Annotated in this window: 17 protein-coding genes; 15 read left to right on the top strand and 2 right to left on the bottom strand. The window is 69.4% G+C overall.

Annotation, left to right across the window (positions count from 1 at the left end; translation table 11 throughout):
• The first annotated feature begins 73 nt into the window (after positions 1-73).
• The 8 genes from ASG74_RS00545 (at position 74) to fahA (ending at position 10,626) form a co-directional block, all read left to right on the top strand.
• Positions 74-1,876: a BCCT family transporter gene (locus ASG74_RS00545; RefSeq protein ID WP_056137871.1), complete on the top strand. Its 1,803-nt coding sequence runs from the start codon at positions 74-76 to the stop codon at positions 1,874-1,876.
• Positions 1,877-1,918: 42 nt separating this feature from the next.
• On the top strand, positions 1,919-2,953 hold the full coding sequence (locus ASG74_RS00540; protein ID WP_056137869.1) for an aspartate-semialdehyde dehydrogenase: 1,035 nt from the start codon (positions 1,919-1,921) through the stop codon (positions 2,951-2,953).
• Between the two features lie 17 nt (positions 2,954-2,970).
• Entirely contained in the window at positions 2,971-3,921 is a 951-nt protein-coding gene (locus tag ASG74_RS00535) for a LysR substrate-binding domain-containing protein (protein WP_056137867.1), read from the top strand.
• Between the two features lie 102 nt (positions 3,922-4,023).
• On the top strand, positions 4,024-5,418 hold the full coding sequence (locus ASG74_RS00530) for an MFS transporter (protein WP_082569433.1): 1,395 nt from the start codon (positions 4,024-4,026) through the stop codon (positions 5,416-5,418).
• Position 5,419: 1 nt separating this feature from the next.
• On the top strand, positions 5,420-7,315 hold the full coding sequence (locus tag ASG74_RS00525; protein WP_056139496.1) for an FAD-dependent oxidoreductase: 1,896 nt from the start codon (positions 5,420-5,422) through the stop codon (positions 7,313-7,315).
• 20 nt (positions 7,316-7,335) lie between these two features.
• Positions 7,336-8,547, top strand: a complete 1,212-nt coding sequence (locus ASG74_RS00520; protein ID WP_056137865.1) for a homogentisate 1,2-dioxygenase — start codon at positions 7,336-7,338, stop codon at positions 8,545-8,547.
• A gap of 1 nt (position 8,548) precedes the next feature.
• Positions 8,549-9,421 carry a hypothetical protein gene (locus ASG74_RS00515; RefSeq protein ID WP_056137863.1) on the top strand — a complete coding sequence of 291 codons (873 nt, stop codon included), beginning with the start codon at positions 8,549-8,551 and terminating at the stop codon, positions 9,419-9,421.
• The gene (gene fahA / locus ASG74_RS00510; RefSeq protein ID WP_056137861.1) at positions 9,418-10,626 is read left to right on the top strand and encodes a fumarylacetoacetase; all 1,209 of its coding nucleotides are present in this window, start codon (positions 9,418-9,420) and stop codon (positions 10,624-10,626) included. The genes ASG74_RS00515 and fahA overlap by 4 nt, the downstream gene beginning before the upstream one ends.
• A 91-nt stretch (positions 10,627-10,717) precedes the next feature.
• On the opposite strand, the gene ASG74_RS00505 is transcribed toward fahA, so the two are convergent.
• Positions 10,718-11,614, bottom strand: a complete 897-nt coding sequence (locus ASG74_RS00505; RefSeq protein ID WP_056137859.1) for a GNAT family N-acetyltransferase — start codon at positions 11,612-11,614, stop codon at positions 10,718-10,720.
• Between the two features lie 103 nt (positions 11,615-11,717).
• On the opposite strand from ASG74_RS00505, the gene ASG74_RS00500 reads away from it, so the two are divergent.
• The 4 genes from ASG74_RS00500 (at position 11,718) to leuA (ending at position 16,291) form a co-directional block, all read left to right on the top strand.
• On the top strand, positions 11,718-12,323 hold the full coding sequence (locus ASG74_RS00500; RefSeq protein ID WP_235498746.1) for an ArsR/SmtB family transcription factor: 606 nt from the start codon (positions 11,718-11,720) through the stop codon (positions 12,321-12,323).
• Positions 12,320-13,588 (top strand): MFS transporter, encoded by a 1,269-nt coding sequence (locus ASG74_RS00495; protein WP_056137855.1) that lies wholly within the window; start codon positions 12,320-12,322, stop codon positions 13,586-13,588. The genes ASG74_RS00500 and ASG74_RS00495 overlap by 4 nt, the downstream gene beginning before the upstream one ends.
• Positions 13,585-14,352: a dimethylargininase gene (gene ddaH / locus ASG74_RS00490; protein ID WP_056137854.1), complete on the top strand. Its 768-nt coding sequence runs from the start codon at positions 13,585-13,587 to the stop codon at positions 14,350-14,352. Before ASG74_RS00495 ends, ddaH begins: the two co-directional genes overlap by 4 nt.
• Before the next feature lie 199 nt (positions 14,353-14,551).
• Entirely contained in the window at positions 14,552-16,291 is a 1,740-nt protein-coding gene (gene leuA / locus ASG74_RS00485) for a 2-isopropylmalate synthase (RefSeq protein ID WP_056137852.1), read from the top strand.
• Between the two features lie 105 nt (positions 16,292-16,396).
• On the opposite strand, the gene ASG74_RS00480 is transcribed toward leuA, so the two are convergent.
• Positions 16,397-17,020, bottom strand: a complete 624-nt coding sequence (locus tag ASG74_RS00480; protein WP_056137850.1) for an alpha-ketoglutarate-dependent dioxygenase AlkB — start codon at positions 17,018-17,020, stop codon at positions 16,397-16,399.
• A gap of 507 nt (positions 17,021-17,527) precedes the next feature.
• Here ASG74_RS00480 and ASG74_RS17060 point away from each other — a divergent pair.
• Genes ASG74_RS17060 through ASG74_RS00465 form a run of 3 tightly spaced genes read left to right on the top strand, consistent with a single transcriptional unit; the run spans position 17,528 to position 19,434 of the window.
• Entirely contained in the window at positions 17,528-17,926 is a 399-nt protein-coding gene (locus ASG74_RS17060) for a hypothetical protein (RefSeq protein WP_156465229.1), read from the top strand.
• Between the two features lie 3 nt (positions 17,927-17,929).
• Entirely contained in the window at positions 17,930-18,655 is a 726-nt protein-coding gene (gene recO, locus ASG74_RS00470) for a DNA repair protein RecO (RefSeq protein ID WP_056137847.1), read from the top strand.
• Positions 18,652-19,434, top strand: a complete 783-nt coding sequence (locus ASG74_RS00465; protein WP_056137844.1) for an isoprenyl transferase — start codon at positions 18,652-18,654, stop codon at positions 19,432-19,434. The genes recO and ASG74_RS00465 overlap by 4 nt, the downstream gene beginning before the upstream one ends.
• Positions 19,435-19,511: the final 77 nt, after the last annotated feature.

Genomic DNA, 19,511 nt, shown 5'->3' with positions numbered 1-19,511 from the left:
CGAATCACCCGTGAACCAGAAACTTTTGAGAACTGGCCCCTCAGCCCCGGGCGATGCCGCAGGAGAGCGCGACGTGCTCGACGGTCCCCTCCTCGACGAGACGCCCCACCCAGCCCTCGACCACGCCGTCGAGGAACACCAGGCCGCGGCCCCACAGAAGCTCGACACCATCGTTTTCGGCGTCACCGCCGCCATCGCGATCGGATTCGTGCTCTGGGGCTTCCTCAGCACCGAGACCCTCGGGTCGGCCTCCTCGAGCGGGCTGGGCTGGGTCGTGCACAACATGGGCTGGCTCTTCTCGCTCGTGGCCTCCGGGTTCGTCGTCTTCGTCATCTGGCTGGCGGCGGGCAAGTTCGGTCGCATCCCGCTCGGTCGCGACGACGAGCAGCCGGAGTTCAGGACCGTGTCGTGGATCGCGATGATGTTCTCGGCCGGCATGGGCATCGGCCTGATGTTCTACGGCGTGTCCGAGCCCGTCGCGCACTTCGTCACCCCGCCGCCCGGGACCGGCGAGGCGGGCAACGCGCACGCCGTCCAGACCGCGATGGCGACGACGCTCTTCCACTGGACCCTGCACCCGTGGGCGATCTATGCGGTCGTCGGCCTTGCCGTGGCCTACGGCGTGTTCCGTCGTGGACGCTCGCTGCTCATCAGCTCCGCCTTCGCGCCCCTGCTCGGTGAGCGCCGTGCACACGGCCCCGCAGGCCGCGTCATCGACATCCTGGCGATCTTCGCGACGCTGTTCGGCTCGGCCGCCTCCCTCGGGCTGGGTGCGCTCCAGATCGGCTCCGGCCTCGAGATCGTCGGCGGTGTCGACGGCACGAGCAACGCCATCCTCGTCACGATCATCACCGTCCTGACCCTCTGCTTCATCCTCTCGGCCGTCTCCGGTGTCTCCAAGGGCATCCAGTGGCTGTCCAACATCAACATGGTGCTGGCGCTCACGCTCGCGGTCTTCGTCTTCGTCGTGGGCCCGACGGTCTTCATCCTCAACCTGGTGCCGACGGCCGTGGGCAGCTACTTCCAGGACCTCGCCATGATGTCGGCCCGCACCGACGCCGCGGGCGGAGACGCCATGCAGACGTGGCTCTCGGGCTGGACGATCTTCTACTGGGCCTGGTGGGTCTCGTGGACGCCCTTCGTGGGCATGTTCATCGCCCGCATCTCGCGTGGTCGCACCATCCGCCAGTTCGTCACCGGTGTCCTGCTCGTGCCCAGCCTGGTGTCGCTGGTCTGGTTCGCCGTCTTCGGTGGTGCCGGCATCTTCACCCAGCGCAGCGGCACCGACCTCGCCGGCGCCGAGTCGCCCGAGGCGACGCTCTTCAGCATGCTCGACACGATGCCGCTGGCAACGCTCACCTCGATCGTCGTCATGCTGCTCGTCGCGATCTTCTTCGTGTCCGGTGCGGACGCCGCGTCCATCGTCATGGGCACGCTCTCGGAGCGAGGGACCCTGGTGCCGAGCCGCCCGACGGTCATCTTCTGGGGTGCGGCCACCGGTGCCGTCGCCGCGGTGATGCTCATCGTCGGTGGCGCCGATGCGCTCTCGGGCCTGCAGAACATCACCATCATCGCGGCCCTGCCGTTCCTGCTCGTCATGGTCGGGTTGGCAGTCGCGCTCGTGAAGGACCTCTCGAACGACCCGCTCGTGGTCCGGCGCGCCTATGCCGTGGCCGCGGTGGAGCAGGCGATCGTGGCCGGTGTCACCGACCACGGCGACGACTTCACGCTCACCTATGAGCAGACCGCGCCCGGCGAGGGTGTCGGCGAGCACGTGACGCTGCCTGGGGCGACCCCGGCCGCAGCGACCGAGCTCGCTCCCGAGGTCGGGCACGAGCACGAGGTCGTCACGGCGGGTTCGACGCCCACCACCTGATCGCCGAAGGCACCTTGCTCGCATGGCTCCTAGACTGGGGCCATGCGAGTTGGTGTCTTCGGAGCGACCGGTCAGGTCGGCAATGTCATGCGCGCTCTCCTCGAGGAGCGCAACTTCCCGGTGGAGCAGATGCGCTACTTCGCATCCGCTCGCTCCGCGGGGACGACCCTTCCCTGGAAGGACACGGAAGTCGTGGTCGAGGACACGGCGACCGCCGACTTCACCGGGCTCGACATCGCGCTCTTCTCCAACGGTGGCTCCACCTCCAAGGAGTGGGCCCCGCGCGTGGCCGCGGCCGGCGCGGTCGTCATCGACAACTCCTCGGCCTGGCGTCGTGACCCGGACGTACCGCTGGTCGTCAGCGAGGTCAACCCCCACGACCTCGACTCGATCCCCAAGGGCATCGTCGCGAACCCCAACTGCACGACCATGGCCGCGATGCCGGCGCTCAAGCCGCTGCACGACGTGGCCGGGCTCGTCGGACTGCGGGTCGCCTCCTACCAGGCCGTCTCGGGCTCCGGGGGAGCGGGCGTCCGCGAGCTCGACGGGCAGCTGCGCGGCGCGTATGCCGCGGGCGAACCTGCCGCTCTGGCTCTCGATGGTCGTGCGGTCGCCGTCCCCGAACCCCAGGTGTATGCCGTCCCCGTGGGTTTCAACGTCATCCCCCTCGCGGGCTCGATCGTCGACGACGGCTCGCTCGAGACCGACGAGGAGCAGAAGCTGCGCCACGAGTCGCGCAAGATCCTGCACGTCCCCGACCTTCGCGTCTCGGGCACCTGCGTGCGCGTGCCCGTCTTCACGGGGCACTCGCTGGCCATCCACGCCGAGTTCGCCGATGACATCACGCCCGAGCACGCGCTCGAGCTCCTGGGCAAGGCGCCCGGCGTCATCCTCGCCGACGTCCCCAACCCGCTCGACGCAGCCGGACGTGACGAGGTCTTCGTGGGACGGGTCCGGGTCGACCAGGCCGCCCCCGAGGGCAAGGGACTCACGCTCTTCGTCGTCGGTGACAACCTGCGCAAGGGTGCCGCCCTCAACGCCGTCCAGGTCGCCGAAGAGCTGCTCAAGCGCCGCTGAGCGCTGGGGCGTCCGACGTGGCCAAGGCTCAGGGCGCACCCGCGTTCACCATCAACCAGCTGGCCGCCTTCGTTGCCGTGGCGGAGGCGGGCACCATCAGTGGTGCGGCCGAGCGGCTCCATGTCTCCCCGTCCGCGCTGTCAGCCGCCGTCACCGAGCTCGAACGATCGCTGCAGGCGCAGCTGCTGCGCCGGCGCAAGGCAAAGGGAGTGAGCCTCACCCCCACCGGTGAGGTCGTCCTGCAGCGTGCGAGGTTCCTCCTGCACCAGGCTGGGGAGCTCGAGGCCGACGCGAGGGGGGAGGAGCGTGGCGTGTCCGGCGCGGTCCGGATCGGCTGCTACCCAAGCTTGGCGCCGACCGCCCTGCCGGTGCTCATCTCCGAGTTCACCCGCGCGAACCCGGATGCCCGTCTGGAGGTCATCGAGAACACCCAGGACCAGCTGAGCAAGGCCATCGAGACCGGTGAGCTGGACCTGGCGATCGTCTACGACCTCGACCTCGACCCGACGTGGAAGTCGGTGGTGCTCGCCCAGTTGTCGCCGAGCGTCGTCCTGCCCGCCGAACACCGCTTTGCGGACCGCGCCGGTCCCGTCGACCTCGCGCACCTCAGGAACGACCCCATGGTGCTGCTCGACGCTCCGCCGAGCACCAACCACGCCTACTTCTGCTGCGCGCAGGCGGGGTTCACCCCGAAGGTCGTCTACCGGGCCCGCACCTACGAGACCGCGAGGTCGTTCGTGGGGCGTGGTCTCGGATGGACCCTGCTACTCCAGAGGCCGAGCGCGAGTGTCACCTATGAGGGCAAACCCGTTGTCGTGAAAGACATTTCGTCACCCGTACTGCCCGATGTGGCGGTCAACGTCGTCTGGCACCCGGAGTCACTGTTGAGCCGGGCATCGCGCGCCTTCATCACCCACGCAGTGCGGCTCGCCGAGACGGACCGCTTGGGCATACCCCGGAAGAACTGAGGAATCTCACGGGAAACCTCTGCTTTTCAAAGCAAGCGGTCCGCCCCCACTCTGGATCAACGCCACGGCACCGATGCCGCGGCCGACCAGAGAGGCCACCAGATGAACCCGGTCAGTGCAGACCGCGCCGCATCCCCGGCAGGCACCCCGCCCCAGTCTTCCGACGCCCGTGGCGTGCGCCGAGCCGTCGCCAGCAGCTTCGTCGGCACCGCCATCGAGTGGTACGACTTCTTCATCTACGGCACCGCTGCCGCATTGGTGTTCGGCCCGCAGTTCTTCCCCGGCGGATCGGACCTTGCTGGCACGCTGGCTGCTTTCGCGACTCTTGCGGTGGGCTTCCTCGCCCGGCCGGTCGGTGGCGTGGTCATGGGTCACTTCGGGGACCGGACCGGTCGCAAGTCGATGCTGGTCACCTCGCTGCTGACCATGGGCGTGGCCACCGTCGGCATCGGCCTGCTGCCCAACTACGACGCGATCGGCGTCTGGGCGCCGATCCTCCTCGTGGTCCTGCGCTTCCTCCAGGGCATCGGCGTCGGGGGCGAGTGGGGCGGGGCCGTGCTCATGGCCACCGAGCATGCACCCAAGGGCAAGACCGGCCTCTACGGAGCCGCTCCCCAGATGGGGGTTCCCGCCGGCGTCATCCTCGCCAATGTCGTCTTCCTCCTGTGCTCCCAGTCGATGAGCAACGACCAGTTCGCCTCCTGGGGCTGGCGCATCCCCTTCCTGCTGAGTGCCGCCCTCGTCGGCGCCGCCCTGTGGATCCGCCTCGGTGTCATGGAGAGCCCTGCCTTCCAGGCCGTCGAGAAGGAGGACCGGATCACCAAGATCCCGATCGTGGACGTGCTCAAGAACAGCTGGCGGACGGTCCTGCTCGCGGGTGGGACGTTCATTGCCACCAACGGCATCGCCTACGTCTTCATGGTCTTCGTCCTCGCCTACGGCACCAAGGAGCTCGGCTTCAGCCGTGGCACCATGCTGACGATGCTCATCGCCTCGTGCCCCGTGTGGATGGCAGGGATGGGCATCTCCGCCCACCTCTCCGACACCCTCGGCCGTCGGCGCGTCTACGTGACGTCCACGGTGGCGCTCCTCGTCGTCTCCGCAGGCTTCTTCACGCTCATCGACTCGGCGTCGGTCCCGCTGATGCTCGTGGCCATGCTCTTGCTCGCCTTCGTCCTCGGCGCCACGGTCGGACCGCAGTCGGCCCTGTTCGCGGAGCTCTTCCCAGCGCATGTCCGCTACTCCGGTGCCTCCCTGGGCTACCAGGTCGGCGCCATCCTCGGTGGGGGCATCGCCCCCTTCATCGCGACGTGGCTCTACGCGAGCTTCGGCACAACCTCGGCCATCACCGTCTACTTCGTCGTCGTGAGCCTGATCAGCCTGGCCTGCACGGTGGTGCTCCTGCGTCGTCCGCACGTCGCTGAGGAGGCTCACGCCACCGAGGACACGTATGCCGCCGAGCCGGCCGCCGAGCCGTCCCTCGCCGGGGTGCGCTGACATGGTCGCCTCCCCGTACTACCAGCCTCGTCAGTACGCGCCGTCGAGCTTCACGTCACTGCCCTCGGATGACGTGGCCCTGCCGGTCGTCGTCGTCGGCGCTGGCCCGGTCGGCATGGCGGTGGCCCTCGGCCTCGCCCGGCGTGGCACGCGCGTCACCGTGATCGAGGCAGCCACCCAGGTCTCCTTCGGCAGCCGCGCGATCTGCGTCTCGAGGCACACCCTCGAGGTCGCCGACCGCCTCGGCTTCGGCGAGCAGCTGAGCGATCTCGTCCTGCCGTGGCACGGTGGACGCAGCTTCTACCGCGACACCCAGGTGCTGCACTTCCTCATGAAGCACGACGACCACGACGTGCGAGGTCCCATGGTCAACGTCTCGCAGTCCGAGCTCGAGCAGGTCATGGCAGACGCGCTCGAGGCGCACCCGTTGGTGACGCTGCACTGGGGCACGGCGATCACCGGCCTCATCCAGGAAGGGAACGAGGCCACCGTCACCGTCGAGACCGTGGATGGGCCGCGCATCCTGCGGGCCGAATGGGTCGTCGCAGCCGATGGTGGGCGCAGCGTGACGCGTGACCTCGTCGGCACCTCGTTGCAGGGTGCCAGCTACGAGGGTCGCTACGTCATCGCCGACATCCACTGGGTGAGCGAGCTGCCCGCAGAGCGCACGGTCTGGTTCGACCCGCCGAGCAATCCCGGCTCGACGGTGATCATGCACCGGCAGCCGAGAGACATCTGGCGGATCGACTACCAGCTCGACCCCCGTCAGGACGCCGAGGTCGAGACGCGTGAGGACCGGATCCGCGCGCGCATCACCAGCCACCTCGAGTGGCTCGGCAACGACCGCCCCTGGACGCTCGAATGGCACGGCTTCTACAAGGCCCACGCACTGGCACTGGACAGTTTCGTCCATGGGCGAGTCCTGTTCGCCGGTGACGCGGCCCACCTCGTGCCCATCTTCGGTGTCCGCGGGCTCAACTCCGGGATGGAGGATGCCGAGGCCCTCACCTGGATGCTCTCAGCCGTCCTCTCGGCGGGCGCAGATCCCGCTCTGCTGCAGGCCTACTCGGCGGAGCGGCATGACGCGTGGCAGCAGAACATCGCCAACGCCGGCAAGTCCACCCTCATCATGACCCCGGGCAGCCATGGGCACCGCACCACGCGTGACGCCCTCCTCGCGCTGGCCACGACCCGTCCCGAGTTCAGCCACCTCATCAACCCTCGCCAGTCGAGCGCCACCCACGCTCGTCGGTCGGCTCTCACCCTTCCTGCGGTCGCGTCGACAGCTGTCGACGGCCTCCTGCCCGGCGACCCCTTGGAGGACCGCCGCGTGGTGCTGGCCGATGGCAAGGAATCGTCCCTGGGCGAGCTGCGGGGGAGCGGGTTCGCCGTCCTCGGCGTGGACCTCGCTCCGGGGTCGGTCGCCGCGGCAGAGCGGCTGCGCGACGACCTTGCTGCCACCTTCGCTTCCGAGGCGGCCACCTTGGCCCTCGTGTGCCGGGAGCCCGGCAGCGCGGCATACGACACGGTGATCGACGACAACGAAGGTGCCGTGACGCGCGCGTGGGGCACCGATCCGGGCGAGGTGATCGTCATCCGGCCCGATGGCCTGGTCGTGGCACGTGGTCGGGTCGAAGACCTGGCCGGCCTGCCGCACCACCTCCTGGCCGGTGGCGTGGCGGCCGAAAGCCGGCCCGGTGACATCGACGCCCAGGTGCTCGTCCCCGTCGAGGAGGCCCGGCGTGAGTCTGCGTGGCTTGCCCTCTCGGACGGCATCAACGCAGCGGCGCCCGACGACCGCGAGGGCTTCCTTGCCCGCCTTTCGCTCCTCCTGGGTGACCAGGTGAGCACCGACGACTTCGCACGGGCCGTGGCTAGCGCGACCTCAGTGCGCTGACGAGACCTGAGGGAGAAGACATGCCGTTCTACCGCAGCTTGGGCAGCATCCCGCCCAAGCGCCACACCCAGCACCGCACCCCCGACGGGGGCCTCTACTACGAGGAGCTCATGGGGGAGGAGGGCTTCTCCTCGGACTCGTCCTTGCTCTACCACCGCAACATCCCGTCTGCCGTCGTCGACGTGCGCGCGTGGGAGCTGCCCGACCAGGCCCTCGTGCCCAACCACCCTCTCGCGGCGCGACACTTCTCGACGCACGCACTGTTCGACGAGGGCGAGACCGGTGTGGACGCCGTGGGTGGGCGGCGGCTGCTCCTCGGAAACGGCGACGTGCGACTGGCCTATGTGGTCGCCGATGCGCCAAGTCCCCTGTACCGCAACGCGATCGGCGACGAGTGCCTCTACGTGGAGTCAGGCTCGGCGACTGTCGAGACGCTGTTCGGGGAGCTCGACGTCAGCGAGGGCGACTACGTCATCGTGCCGCGTGCGACGACCCACCGCATCGTCCCCACAGGCCCGGCGCCGGTCCGCCTCTACGTGGTCGAGGCCAACTCCCACATCGGTCCGCCGAAGCGCTTCCTGTCCAGGTTCGGCCAGCTGCTCGAGCACGCGCCGTACTGCGAGCGTGACCTGCGCGGTCCGACCGGGCCCAAGGTTGTTGAGGGCGCAGACGTCGAGGTCTTCATCAAGCACCGTGGCCCGGGGCCCGGTGGGATCGCCGGCACGGTCCACGTCTACCCCCAGCATCCGTTCGATGTCGTCGGATGGGACGGTTGCCTGTACCCCTACGCGTTCAACATCAGCGACTATGAGCCGATCACCGGCCGAGTACACCAGCCGCCGCCGGCCCACCAGGTGTTCGAGGGCAACAACTTCGTCATCTGCAACTTTGTGCCGCGCAAGGTCGACTACCACCCCCTTGCCGTGCCCGTGCCGTACTACCACTCCAATGTCGACTCCGACGAGGTGATGTTCTACTGCGGCGGCGACTACGAGGCGCGCAAGGGCTCGGGAATCACCCAAGGTTCCATCTCACTGCATCCCGGCGGCCACCCGCACGGACCGCAGCCGGGCGCCATGGAGCGCTCGCTCGGTGCGGAGTACTTCGACGAGCTGGCGGTGATGGTCGACACCTTCCGCCCGCTGGAGCTGGGCGAGGCCGCGCGAGCCACCGACGACGGCACCTACGCCTACTCGTGGTCCGGCGGTCGTCGCCTCCACGAGTCGTCCTGAGATGGGCCGGCTCACGTCCGTCGGCGGTCTCTTCGACACGTTCTTCGACGATGCCGCCATCTTCCCGCCGGGATCCTTGGCGCTGCCCGAGGCGGTGCGCGCACACCAGGCCCACCGCACCTCACCCCACGCCGCCCTGGTGGGCCCGTTCGTGGTCGCCGCGTCCGCGCTGGACGCGTTGGCTGCCCGGACCGCGGACCTTCCACGGGCGTCCTTCGACATCGCGCTGACGGTGACCGCGCCCGGTGCCGTGCGTGACGCCCTGGGGCGGGCCGATCGGGTGCCCGCACTGCTGGTGCGCTCCATCGAGGTCGCGGTGCCCGTCGACGTGGCGGTGACCGACGTCGTCCCCGCCCTGGACGCAGCACTGACCGGGCGTTCTGGCATCGAGGTCTTTGTCGAGCTCCCGCGCGATGCGCGACGCGGCGGCCTGGTCTCCGAACTCAGCCACACGGCATACCTTGCGAAGTTGCGCTGTGGCGGCGTGCGCGCCGACCTCCACCCCGACGAGCGGGAGCTGGCAGACGTCATCGTCAGGCTGGTTCGGGCTCGGGTGCCGTTCAAGGCCACCGCCGGTTTGCACCATGCCGTGCGCAACACCGACGCGAGGACGGGGTTCGAGCAGCACGGCTTCCTCAACATCATGTCGGCCGTCGCCTGCGCGCTGGACGGCGCCGACGTCGACACGGTCGCCCAACTCCTGGCCACTCGCGACGGAGACGGTCTTGCCAGCCGGTCGGCCTCGCTCGCATTCCCAGTCGGTGCGCTGCGCAAGGCGTTCCGCTCGGTCGGCACCTGCAGCATCGACGAGCCCGTCACCGACCTTGTCGACCTCGACCTGCTCACCACCACAGAAGGAGCACCAGTTCCATGACTTCCGCAACCCTGTCCCGTGCCACGACGCGCCTCACTGTGCCCGAGGGCTCGCTCTACGGGCTGGGCAACCTGCCCTACGGCGTCTACTCGGTCGACGGCAGTGAGCCCCGGGTCGCAACCCGTCTGGGGGACGTCGTCGTCGACCTGGCCCTGCTCCTCGAGGACGACATCTTCGCCTCACCCAGCCTCAACGCCTTCATGGCACAGGGACATGAGCGCTGGGCGGACGTGCGCTCCTCGCTGCGGGCAGCGCTGGAGGGCGAGGTGCCCGCCACGGCGGTGCACCAGCTCGACGAGGTCCGGCTGCACCTGCCGGTGGAGGTGGCCGACTACGTCGACTTCTACGCCTCGGAGCACCACGCCGCAAACCTCGGTCGGCTGTTCCGTCCGCAGAACCCGGACCCCCTCACCCCGAACTGGAAGCACCTGCCCATCGGCTACCACGGCCGCGCCGGCACGATCGTCGTGTCGGGAACGGACGTCGTGCGCCCGAGCGGGCAGCGCAAGGGGCCCGACGACGCGACCCCGGTGTTCGGTCCCAGCACCCGCCTGGACATCGAGGCCGAGCTGGCCTTCGTCGTCGGCACAGGAACGCCGCTGAGCACGCCCATCACCGTGGAGGATGCGGAGCGGCACCTGTTCGGGGTCGCCCTGTTCAACGACTGGTCGGCGCGCGACCTGCAGGCGTGGGAGTACGTGCCGCTAGGCCCCCACCTGGGCAAGTCCTTCGCGTCCACCATGGCTCCGTGGGTGGTGCCGATGTTGGCCCTGCAGGAGGCGAAGGTGCCCACGCCGCGACAGGAGCCGGCCCCTCTGCCCTACCTCGCTGCCGCCGAGCCGTGGGGTCTCGACCTCGACCTGGCCGTCTCCTGGAACGGTGAGGTGGTGAGCCGCCCGCCCTACCGCGAGATGTACTGGTCCCCGGCGCAGATGCTCGCCCACCAGACCGTCAACGGTGCGTCGGCCCGCACCGGTGACGTCTTCGCATCGGGCACGATCTCGGGCCCGGCGAAGGACTCCCGCGGAGCCTTCATCGAGCTGACCTGGGGCGGTGCTGAGCCGGTGCAGGTCGGTGGCGAGGTCCGCACTTTCCTCGAGGACGGTGACGAGGTGGTCATCACCGCTTCCGCGCCGGGCGCAGACGGGGTGCGCATCGGCTTCGGTGAGGCGCGCGGCCGTATCGTGCCTGCTCGTCAAACCTGACGCCACTGATTGCGACTTCGCACTGTGCGAAGTCGCAATCAGTGGGGCGGGATGACTGTGCGAAGTCGCAATCAGTCGCCGGAGGAATGGGTCAGAGGTCGGTCATCCAGTGCCGCCACGTCTGGGTGACCTCCATGCCCACGTGCTCGTAGAGGCCGAGCGCGCCGGTGCGTGAGTCGGTCGACAGCTCGCTTCCGCGGGCGCCGCGCTCGCGGGCACGAGCAAAGGCGTCGACGAGCAGGGCTCGGGCGAGGCCGAGGCCGCGCTGGTCGGCACGCACGGCAATGGCGTCCACGTAGCCGGTCTCGCCGGCCAGGATCGTGTAGCAGACACCGACATCGGTGCCGGTGCTGTCGGTGACGAACCGGATCTGCCAGGGCTCGAATCCCGGTCGCAACGGACCACGCGGAGCCCAGTCGGCGAAGGTGGACGGCTCACGGTCCGGCCACTCGCTGAACGCGTCCTCGATGAGCTGGAATGCGGCCCGCCCATCCTCACCTCCCGTGAAGTCCCGTAGGGCGCAGCCCCCGGGGAGCGGCTGCGGTTCAATCACCGCGCCTGCGGGAAGCCGGAGGACCCACGACGTCCACCCTTCGCGGTAGCCGCGAGCGCGGAGGAACTCCTCGGGCCCACTGCCGCCGGGGACGGTCTGTCCGACAAGCTTCGAGCCGCTCGTCCTCGCGCGGTCCTCGACCCAGCCGGCGAGCCACGTGCCCAGGCCGCGCCCACGGTGCTCCGGGTGGACCCCTGCGTCCGCCCGGCGCCCCTTGAACACCTCGGCCGCGGCGACGAGCCGGCCACCCGACCAGACGCCGATGCTCTGGGTCGCCAGGTCGAAGCTGCCCCGCGCCCAGTCACCCTGGATGTCCTCGAGCTCGATTGCGACCTCGCCGGCGTCGACCCGCTCGGTCGCGGCGACGAGGTCGCACACTGCCTGCGCGTCGGCGAGGGTGTGGGGCCGCGCGCTGTAGCCATCGGGGAGTGCCATGGAAGGAGAGTGCCGGATGGCGTCCGATGCTGTCGCGCCATTTCCGCTCTTGGCCGAGGCTGTCAACTGTGAGAGACTACTTTCGAGAGGGTTCTCTCATATCGTGCGAGAGAGGCAATGGGCCGCGATGACCAACCCCTACGGAGATGTCGAGCTCACCCCCAAGAGCATGCGTGCCGTGGCGCATCCTGTCCGGCTGGCGATCCTCAGCCGCCTGCAGCGGCATGGCCCGAGCACGGCCACCGCGTTGGCACCCCTGGTCGGCGCGTCGCCGTCCGTGACGAGCTGGCACCTGCGCCACCTCGCGGAGCACGGGTTGGTGCGTGACGCGGAGGTCGAGTCGGACGGACGCCAGCGGTGGTGGGAGTCGGTGGGGACCGGCTTCCGCTTCGCGCCCGTCGAGGACGAGGCCGGCCTCGACGCGGCCTCCCTGCTGTCCCGCGTGATGTTCGACCAGGCCGACCGGCTCCCCGCCGTCTGGGCCCGGGACGAGGAGCCCCTCCTCGAACCGCAGTGGCGCCGCTCCGCCGGTCTGTCGAACACGAGCATCATCGCGACGGCCGACGAGCTGGACCGGATCGAGTCGCTCATCGAGGACGTTCTCGCGCCGTACGTGGTGCGCAAGAACAGTGGGGTATCTCCGGAGGGCGCCCGCCGGGTCAGGCTCCTGCGCTACGTCCTGCCGTCCGCTCCGCAGGATGGGTCGTGACCTCCGGAGGTCGCGCCCGGCCGCTGTGGCGCGACCGCCGGTTTGCGACCTACTGGGCAGGGCAGGGCATCTCCCAGTTCGGTGACCGGATCACCGAGCTGGCGCTGCCCCTCATCGCGGTGACCACCCTGCACGCGAGCGCCCCGACGCTCGGCCTGCTCACCGCAGCGGTCTGGGCGCCCAACATCCTGTCGCTCTTCATCGGCTCCTGGGTGGACCACCAGCTCCGCAAGAAGCGCCTGCTCGTCCTTGCCGACGTTCTGCGGGCGGTGGTCCTGCTCAGCCTCCCGCTGGCGCACTGGTTCGGTGTCGTGACCATGGGTCAGCTGGTCGCCGTCGCGCTGGTCGCGGGGCTGGGGCAGGTGCTGTACCAGACGGCATACCCCAGCTTTTTCGTCTCTCTCGTGCGGCGGGACCAGTTCGTCGAAGCGAACGGACTGCTCAGCTCGACCCGTTCGGTCTCGTTCGTCGGTGGGCCGGCGGTCGCTGGTGGACTCATCCAGGCCTTCACCGCACCGGTGGCGCTCGTGCTCGATGCCCTGTCCTTCCTCGTCTCCGCGCTCCTCATCGGGCGCGTCAGGGTGGCGGACCGCCCCGTCGAGGAGCCGAAGGACGGGCTGCTGAGCCGGGCCCGCGAGGGGATGCGGCTCGTGCTCCGACACCCCTACCTGCGGGCCTCGCTCGCCTGCGTCACGACGATCAACTTCTTCACCTTCGTCGCCGCCGCCCTGCTGATTCTCTTTGCGAGCAGGGAGCTCGGCCTGTCGGCCGGTGCGATCGGACTGGCCCTCGGGATCGGCGCCACCGGCGGCGTGCTGGGTGCCGTCCTCGCTGGACGAGTCACCCGTTGGCTCGGCGTGGGTCGCACCATCTGCGTGGGCGCGGTGCTCTTCTGTGCACCCTTCGCGTTGCTGCCTCTCGCCGGTGGACCCCTGTGGATGCGCATGGGCGTGCTCGGGGTGGTCGAGCTCATGTCGGGGTTCGGGGTGATGCTCCTCGACGTCCCGCTCAACGCCCTGCAGACGGCAGTGACCCCGGACGAGATCCGCAGCCGTGTCGTGGGTGCGTTCAGCAGCATGAACTACGGAATCCGGCCGGTCGGGGCCGTGCTCGGTGGGCTGCTGGGGGAGTGGATCGGGATCGCGCCGACGATGGTGCTGGCGGCGGTCGGAGGGACGCTCTCGATCCTGTGGCTCGTCGGGTCGCCCATCCCCGCAACCCGCACCATCGAGGAGCTCGACGCACCGCATAAAGTCGCGCTGTGACCTCTCGCACCGCCCTCATCCGCCGCCCCGGTCCGCGCCTTGCGGACGGCCTCGTCACCCACCTCGAGAAGCTCCCCATCGACCTGGACCTCGCGTTCGAGCAGTGGGAGGCGTATGCCGCGTGCCTGCGTTCCGCGGGATGGGAGACGCTCGAGGTTCCGCCGGCCGACGACTGCCCCGACGCGGTGTTCGTCGAGGACGCCGTCGTGGTCTGGGGTGACCTGGCAGTGCTGACCAATCCCGGTGCGCCAGAGCGCAAACCGGAGGTCGCGGCCGTCGAGGACGTGGTGCGGGACCTCGGCTACCGGGTGGTCCGGATCGAGGACCCGGGCACGCTCGACGGGGGTGACGTGCTCAAGGTGGGCGACACGGCATACGTCGGCTTGGGAGGTCGCACCAACGGTGCTGGCGTCCAGCAGCTCTCGGGGCACCTGGCCACGGTCGGCATGCGCACCCAGGCGGTGACGGTCGAGCGCGTGCTCCACCTCAAGTCGGCCGTGACCGCGCTGCCGGACGGCACCGTCATCGGATGGGACCCGGTCGTCGACTGGCCCGGCGCCTTCCCGGCCTACGAGGGCATGCCCGAGGAGGGCGGCGCACACGTCGTGCTGCTCGACGACACCACGCTGCTCATGGCAGCCAGCGCACCGCGCACGGCCGAGCTGCTGCGCTCGCGCGGTCACGAGGTCGTCACCGTCGACATCAGCGAGTTCGAGAAGCTCGAGGGCTGCGTCACCTGCCTGTCCGTGCGCTGTCGGGGCTGACGCCGCTGCGCCGGTGACCACAGTGCGGACCCCACGGACAGCTGGAGGCGGGCGGACGGCATACTCGATGTCGTGCAGTTCTCGCGGCTCCTCCTTCTCTGCCGCGGCGAGGCCTGAGTTCGGCCCTCCTCGTCGCGGAGTTTGCTGTGCCCGGCTGAGCAGCCCCCAGAGCACACCGTGAAGTGAGTAGAGGCACACGATGATCCATCCCCAGCAGTCGTCCGGCATGCCGACGACGAAGTACCTCCCGTTCCAGGACCAGATCGACGTCCAGCTGCCGGACCGCACGTGGCCCGACCAGGTGATGAGCAAGGCGCCGCGATGGTGCGCGGTCGACCTGCGCGACGGCAACCAGGCGCTCATCGACCCGATGGACTCCGAGCGCAAGATGCGGATGTTCAAGCTCCTCGTGCGCATGGGCTACAAGGAGATCGAGGTCGGCTTCCCGAGCGCGAGCCAGACCGACTTCGACTTCTGCCGTGAGCTCATCGACGGCGGCCACATCCCCGACGACGTGACGATCCAGGTGCTGACGCAGTGCCGCGACCACCTCGTCGAGCGGACGTTCGACGCAATCCGTGGGAGCAAGCAGGCGATCGTGCACTTCTACAACTCCACCTCGGTGCTCCAGCGACGGGTCGTGTTCGACCTGCCCAAGGAGGGCATCATCGACATCGCCCTGCAGGGGGCGCGGTTGTGCCGGAAGCTCGAGGAGACGGTCCCCGAGACCGACGTCTACTACGAGTACTCGCCGGAGTCCTACACCGGGACCGAGCTCGACTTCGCGGTCGAGATCTGCAACGCCGTCATCGAGGTCATCGACCCGACGCCCGACCACAAGATGATCGTCAACCTCCCGGCGACCGTGGAGATGGCCACACCCAACGCCTACGCCGACTCGATCGAGTGGATGGTCCGCCACCTCGACCGTCGCGAATCCGTTGTCGTGAGCCTGCATCCGCACAACGACCGGGGTGAGGGCGTCGCCGCTGCGGAGCTCGGCTACCTCGCCGGCGCCGACCGCATCGAGGGCTGCCTGTTCGGCAACGGCGAGCGCACCGGCAACGTCTGCCTGGTCACGCTGGGCATGAACCTCTACAGCCAGGGCATCGACCCGCAGATCGACTTCTCCGACATGGCCGAGATCCGGCGCACCGTCGAGTACTGCAACCAGCTGCCCGTGCACGAGCGCCACCCGTGGGGTGGTGACCTCGTCTACACCGCCTTCTCCGGCTCGCACCAGGACGCCATCAAGAAGGGCCTCGACGACATGGAGCGCCGCGGTCGTGCTGCCGGCAAGACGATCGACGAGCTCGACTGGGGCGTGCCCTACCTGCCCATCGACCCCCACGACATCGGCCGTTCCTACGAGGCCGTCGTGCGGGTCAACAGCCAGTCCGGCAAGGGTGGGGTGTCCTACCTGCTCAAGGCGGAGCAGGGGCTCGACCTTCCGCGCCGCCTGCAGGTCGAGTTCTCCGGCGTGGTGCAGAAGCGGACAGACGCCGAGGGCGGCGAGCTCAGCTCCGCCGAGATCTGGCAGATGTTCTCCGACGAGTACCTCCACGCCGACGTGGCGCAGGAGCGTTGGGGCCGGTTCACCCCGCTGAAGTCGACGATCAGCGGCGCCGAGGACGGCCTCGACGTCATCGAGGCGACGGTGCTCGACAACGGTGAGCCGGTGGACCTGTTCGGCCGTGGCAACGGACCGATCGCCGCCTTCATCAATGCCCTGGCGTCCATCGACGTGGATGTGCGGGTCCTCGACTATGCCGAGCACGCCCTGTCCGCGGGTGGCGACGCGCGAGCCGCGGCCTACGTCGAGTGCGCCGTCGGCGACCGCGTCCTGTGGGGGGTCGGGCTGCACGAGTCCATCGTCAAGGCCTCGCTGCGGGCCATCCTCTCGGCGGTCAACCGCGCCGAGCGCGACTCCGAGGACTGACCCACCCAAGCAGTCGAGAGTAGACAGAGTCCCGCCTCAGGTGCCCTGAGGCGGGACTCTGTCTCCTCTCGACGGCTGGTGAGGTGAGGTGCGGCCTTGCCGCTGTCAGCGCACTCCGCGCGGCCGGAACTGGATCGAGATCCGGGGCCCGACAGGCTTGCTCGTCTTGGGGATCGCGTGGTCCCAAGTGCGCTGGCACGAGCCACCCATGACCACGAGGTCGCCATGACCGAGCGAGAAGCCGAGCGACGAGCCGCCGCCACGAGGTCGCAGCATCAGTGACCGGGCGGACCCCACGGACAGGATCGCCACCATCGTGTCCTGGTCCTTGGAGCGTCCGATCCGGTCACCGTGCCACGCCACGGAGTCGCGGCCGTCCCGGTAGAGGCACATCCCAGCGGAGACGAAGGGCTCACCCAGCTCACCGGCATACCTGTCGGACAGGGTGTTTCGCGCTTGGGTGAGGACTGGGTGGGGGAGTGGCTCGCCCGCCTCGTAGAACTTCAGCAGCCGCGGCACGTCGACGACCCGCTCATACATCTCGCGGCGCTCGGCCTTCCACGGCACGTCGTCGTGAAGCGCGTCGAAGAGCAGGTCGGCACCCGTGAGCCAGCTGGGCTGGTAGTCCACCCACGCACCGCGGGACAGGTGCGTGCGGGCCGGCGCCAACGGACCGAGCTCGATGGCGTCACCGGTGTCGAAGAGCGAGTGCTGCAGCGCTGCGGCCATGCGACCAGCCTACTGCAGATCGAACGCCTGTTCTAGTGGAGCAAGCGTGCTCGCAGTCATCCTCACGGCGTTGATCGCGTTCGACGGCGAGTCGACGTGGCTCGAGGGCACGGCCCTCATCGCGCTCTACCGCGTCATCGCCACGTCTTTCTGGTGGGGCTGAGCCGGTCGCGCTCTCAGTCGTCATCCGTCGAGCGGCCGAGTCACGGCCTGTATGCCGTGTGCCCACGGGCGCGTAACCGAACCATCCGAGCTCCTGCGTTTCGACGTCGGGCAGCGGCCAGAGCTCGCGGGCGCGCGTGCTGGCCTCGCGCACCGCATCGAGGTCGAGGCGGACAAAGGTCTCCGGCACGTCGAGTGCCGGCCACGCGACGACGAGCTCGGCATGCCCGTGGGCACCGGCGCCACCCGCCAGGTCTGGGTGACGCTCAGCTCTCCGGTGCCGCCACCCGCCGTCGTGAACAACGGAGCGTCCGTCGACGACTCGGTGGGGCCGACGTCAGGTGAGTGGCCGGGTTCGCCGGCCCCGAGCCTGGTGACCCCGTCGAGGAGCAAGCCGATCTGCGGCTCCTCCGGAAGGCCGTGCACGTCCCGGGCGCGCACTGCCGCGTCTGGGTGCAGCCACGCCTCGACTCGCACGAGCATTCCTCGGTCGTAGGCCCGGACATCCATGATCCGGATGACGACATCGTCCGTGGCGACGACGTCGATCTCGAGCGGGACCTGCACGGGTACGACATTGATGGGTGGCGCCCGCGGCATATTCGCGAACTGGCGCCCTCCCTCGGGCTCCTCCGGATGCGGAACCGGCGGTTCGAAGAACGGTTCTCGAGGGATCATGGCGAGCCCGTCTGCCCGACCGGCGGCACGGCATACGGGCTTTGTCAGGGTGTCGGGAGACAATGAGACGTGCCGCTCTACCGTGACCAGGGGATCGTGCTGCGCACCCACAAGCTGGGCGAGGCAGACCGGATCATCACCGTGCTCACGCGCAGCATGGGCAAGGTGCGCACGGTCGGCAAGGGCGTGCGCCGCACGAAGTCGCGCTTCGGCGCGCGGCTCGAGCCGGGGATGCTCGTCGACCTCCAGTGCTACGAAGGGCGCAACCTCGACACGGTGACCCAGGCCGAGACGCTCGAGTCGTGGGGTGACGTCGTGTCGCGGGACTACGGTGCCTGGACGGCCGCCAGCGCTGTGCTCGAGACCTGCGACCGGCTCACCGAGGAGCGCGAGCCGGCGCTGCAGCAGTTCCTGCTGGTGACCGGTGCCCTGCGTTCCCTCGCAGGCAAGGAGCACGACCCCAACCTCGTGCTCGACGCCTACCTCCTGCGCGCGCTGGCGATTGCCGGCTGGGCGCCGAGCTTCCACGACTGCGCGAAGTGCGGGGCCGAGGGCCCTCACCGCGCCTTCCACATCGTCTCGGGTGGGGCGGTCTGCTCGTCGTGCCGCCCGCCGGGATCCGCAGCGCCCGCGCCCGAGACGCTTCGGTTGCTGGCCGCGCTGCTCGCCGGGGACTGGTTCATCGCGGACGACTCCGACGTCCGTCACCGCCGGGAGGGCAGCGGGCTGACCACCGCCTTCCTGCAGTGGCACCTCGAGCACGGGGTGCGCTCGCTCCGTATGGTGGAGCGGTGACCAGCCGCCCCTTTGCTCACCCCAGCGGAGCGCAGCCGCCACCCCTTGATCCGGCTCAGGTCCCCGGCCACGTCGCCATCGTCATGGACGGCAACGGCCGCTGGGCCAACCAGCGAGGGCTGCCGCGTACCAAGGGTCACGAGGCCGGCGAGGGTGCCCTGCTCGACGTCGTCGCGGGCGCCATCGAGTCCGGCGTGACGCATCTGTCGACCTATGCGTTCTCGACCGAGAACTGGAAGCGCTCTCCCGAGGAGGTGCGCTTCCTCATGGGGTTCAACCGTGACGTCATCCGCCGGCGCCGCGACCAGCTCCACGAGTGGGGCGTGCGGATGCGCTGGGTGGGGCGGCGACCGCGGTTGTGGTCCTCGGTCATCAAGGAGCTCGAGGTCGCCCAGGAGCTGACCCAGCACAACACCGGGCTCACCCTCTACTTCTGCGTGAACTACGGCGGGCGGGCCGAGCTCGGTGACGCGGCTCGGGCTCTTGCCGAGGACGTGGCGCGTGGCCGGGTCAAGCCCAGGAACGTCGACGACCGCACGCTGGCCCGCTACCTGCCCGAGCCGGACATGCCCGACGTCGACCTGTTCGTCAGGTCGTCGGGAGAGCAGCGCACGAGCAACTTCCTGCTGTGGCAGAGCGCCTACGCCGAGATGGTGTTCCTCGACACGCTGTGGCCCGACTTCGACCGGCGAGACCTGTGGCGGGCCATCGAGATCTATGCCGACCGCGACCGCCGCTACGGCGGCGCGATCGACCAGGCCGCCACCACGACCGACTGATTGCGCGTTCGGCCAGTTGGCGCGGCTGGATTTCCGCCACTGATTGCGCGTTCGGCACATGGCTGGGGCTCGAACTC

Origin of the sequence: Knoellia sp. Soil729 (genome assembly GCF_001427985.1) — a bacterium.
Lineage (GTDB): Bacteria > Actinomycetota > Actinomycetes > Actinomycetales > Dermatophilaceae > Knoellia.
The sequence above is the reverse complement of the archived record's forward strand: the minus strand, read 5'-3'. Positions and strand labels throughout refer to the sequence as shown.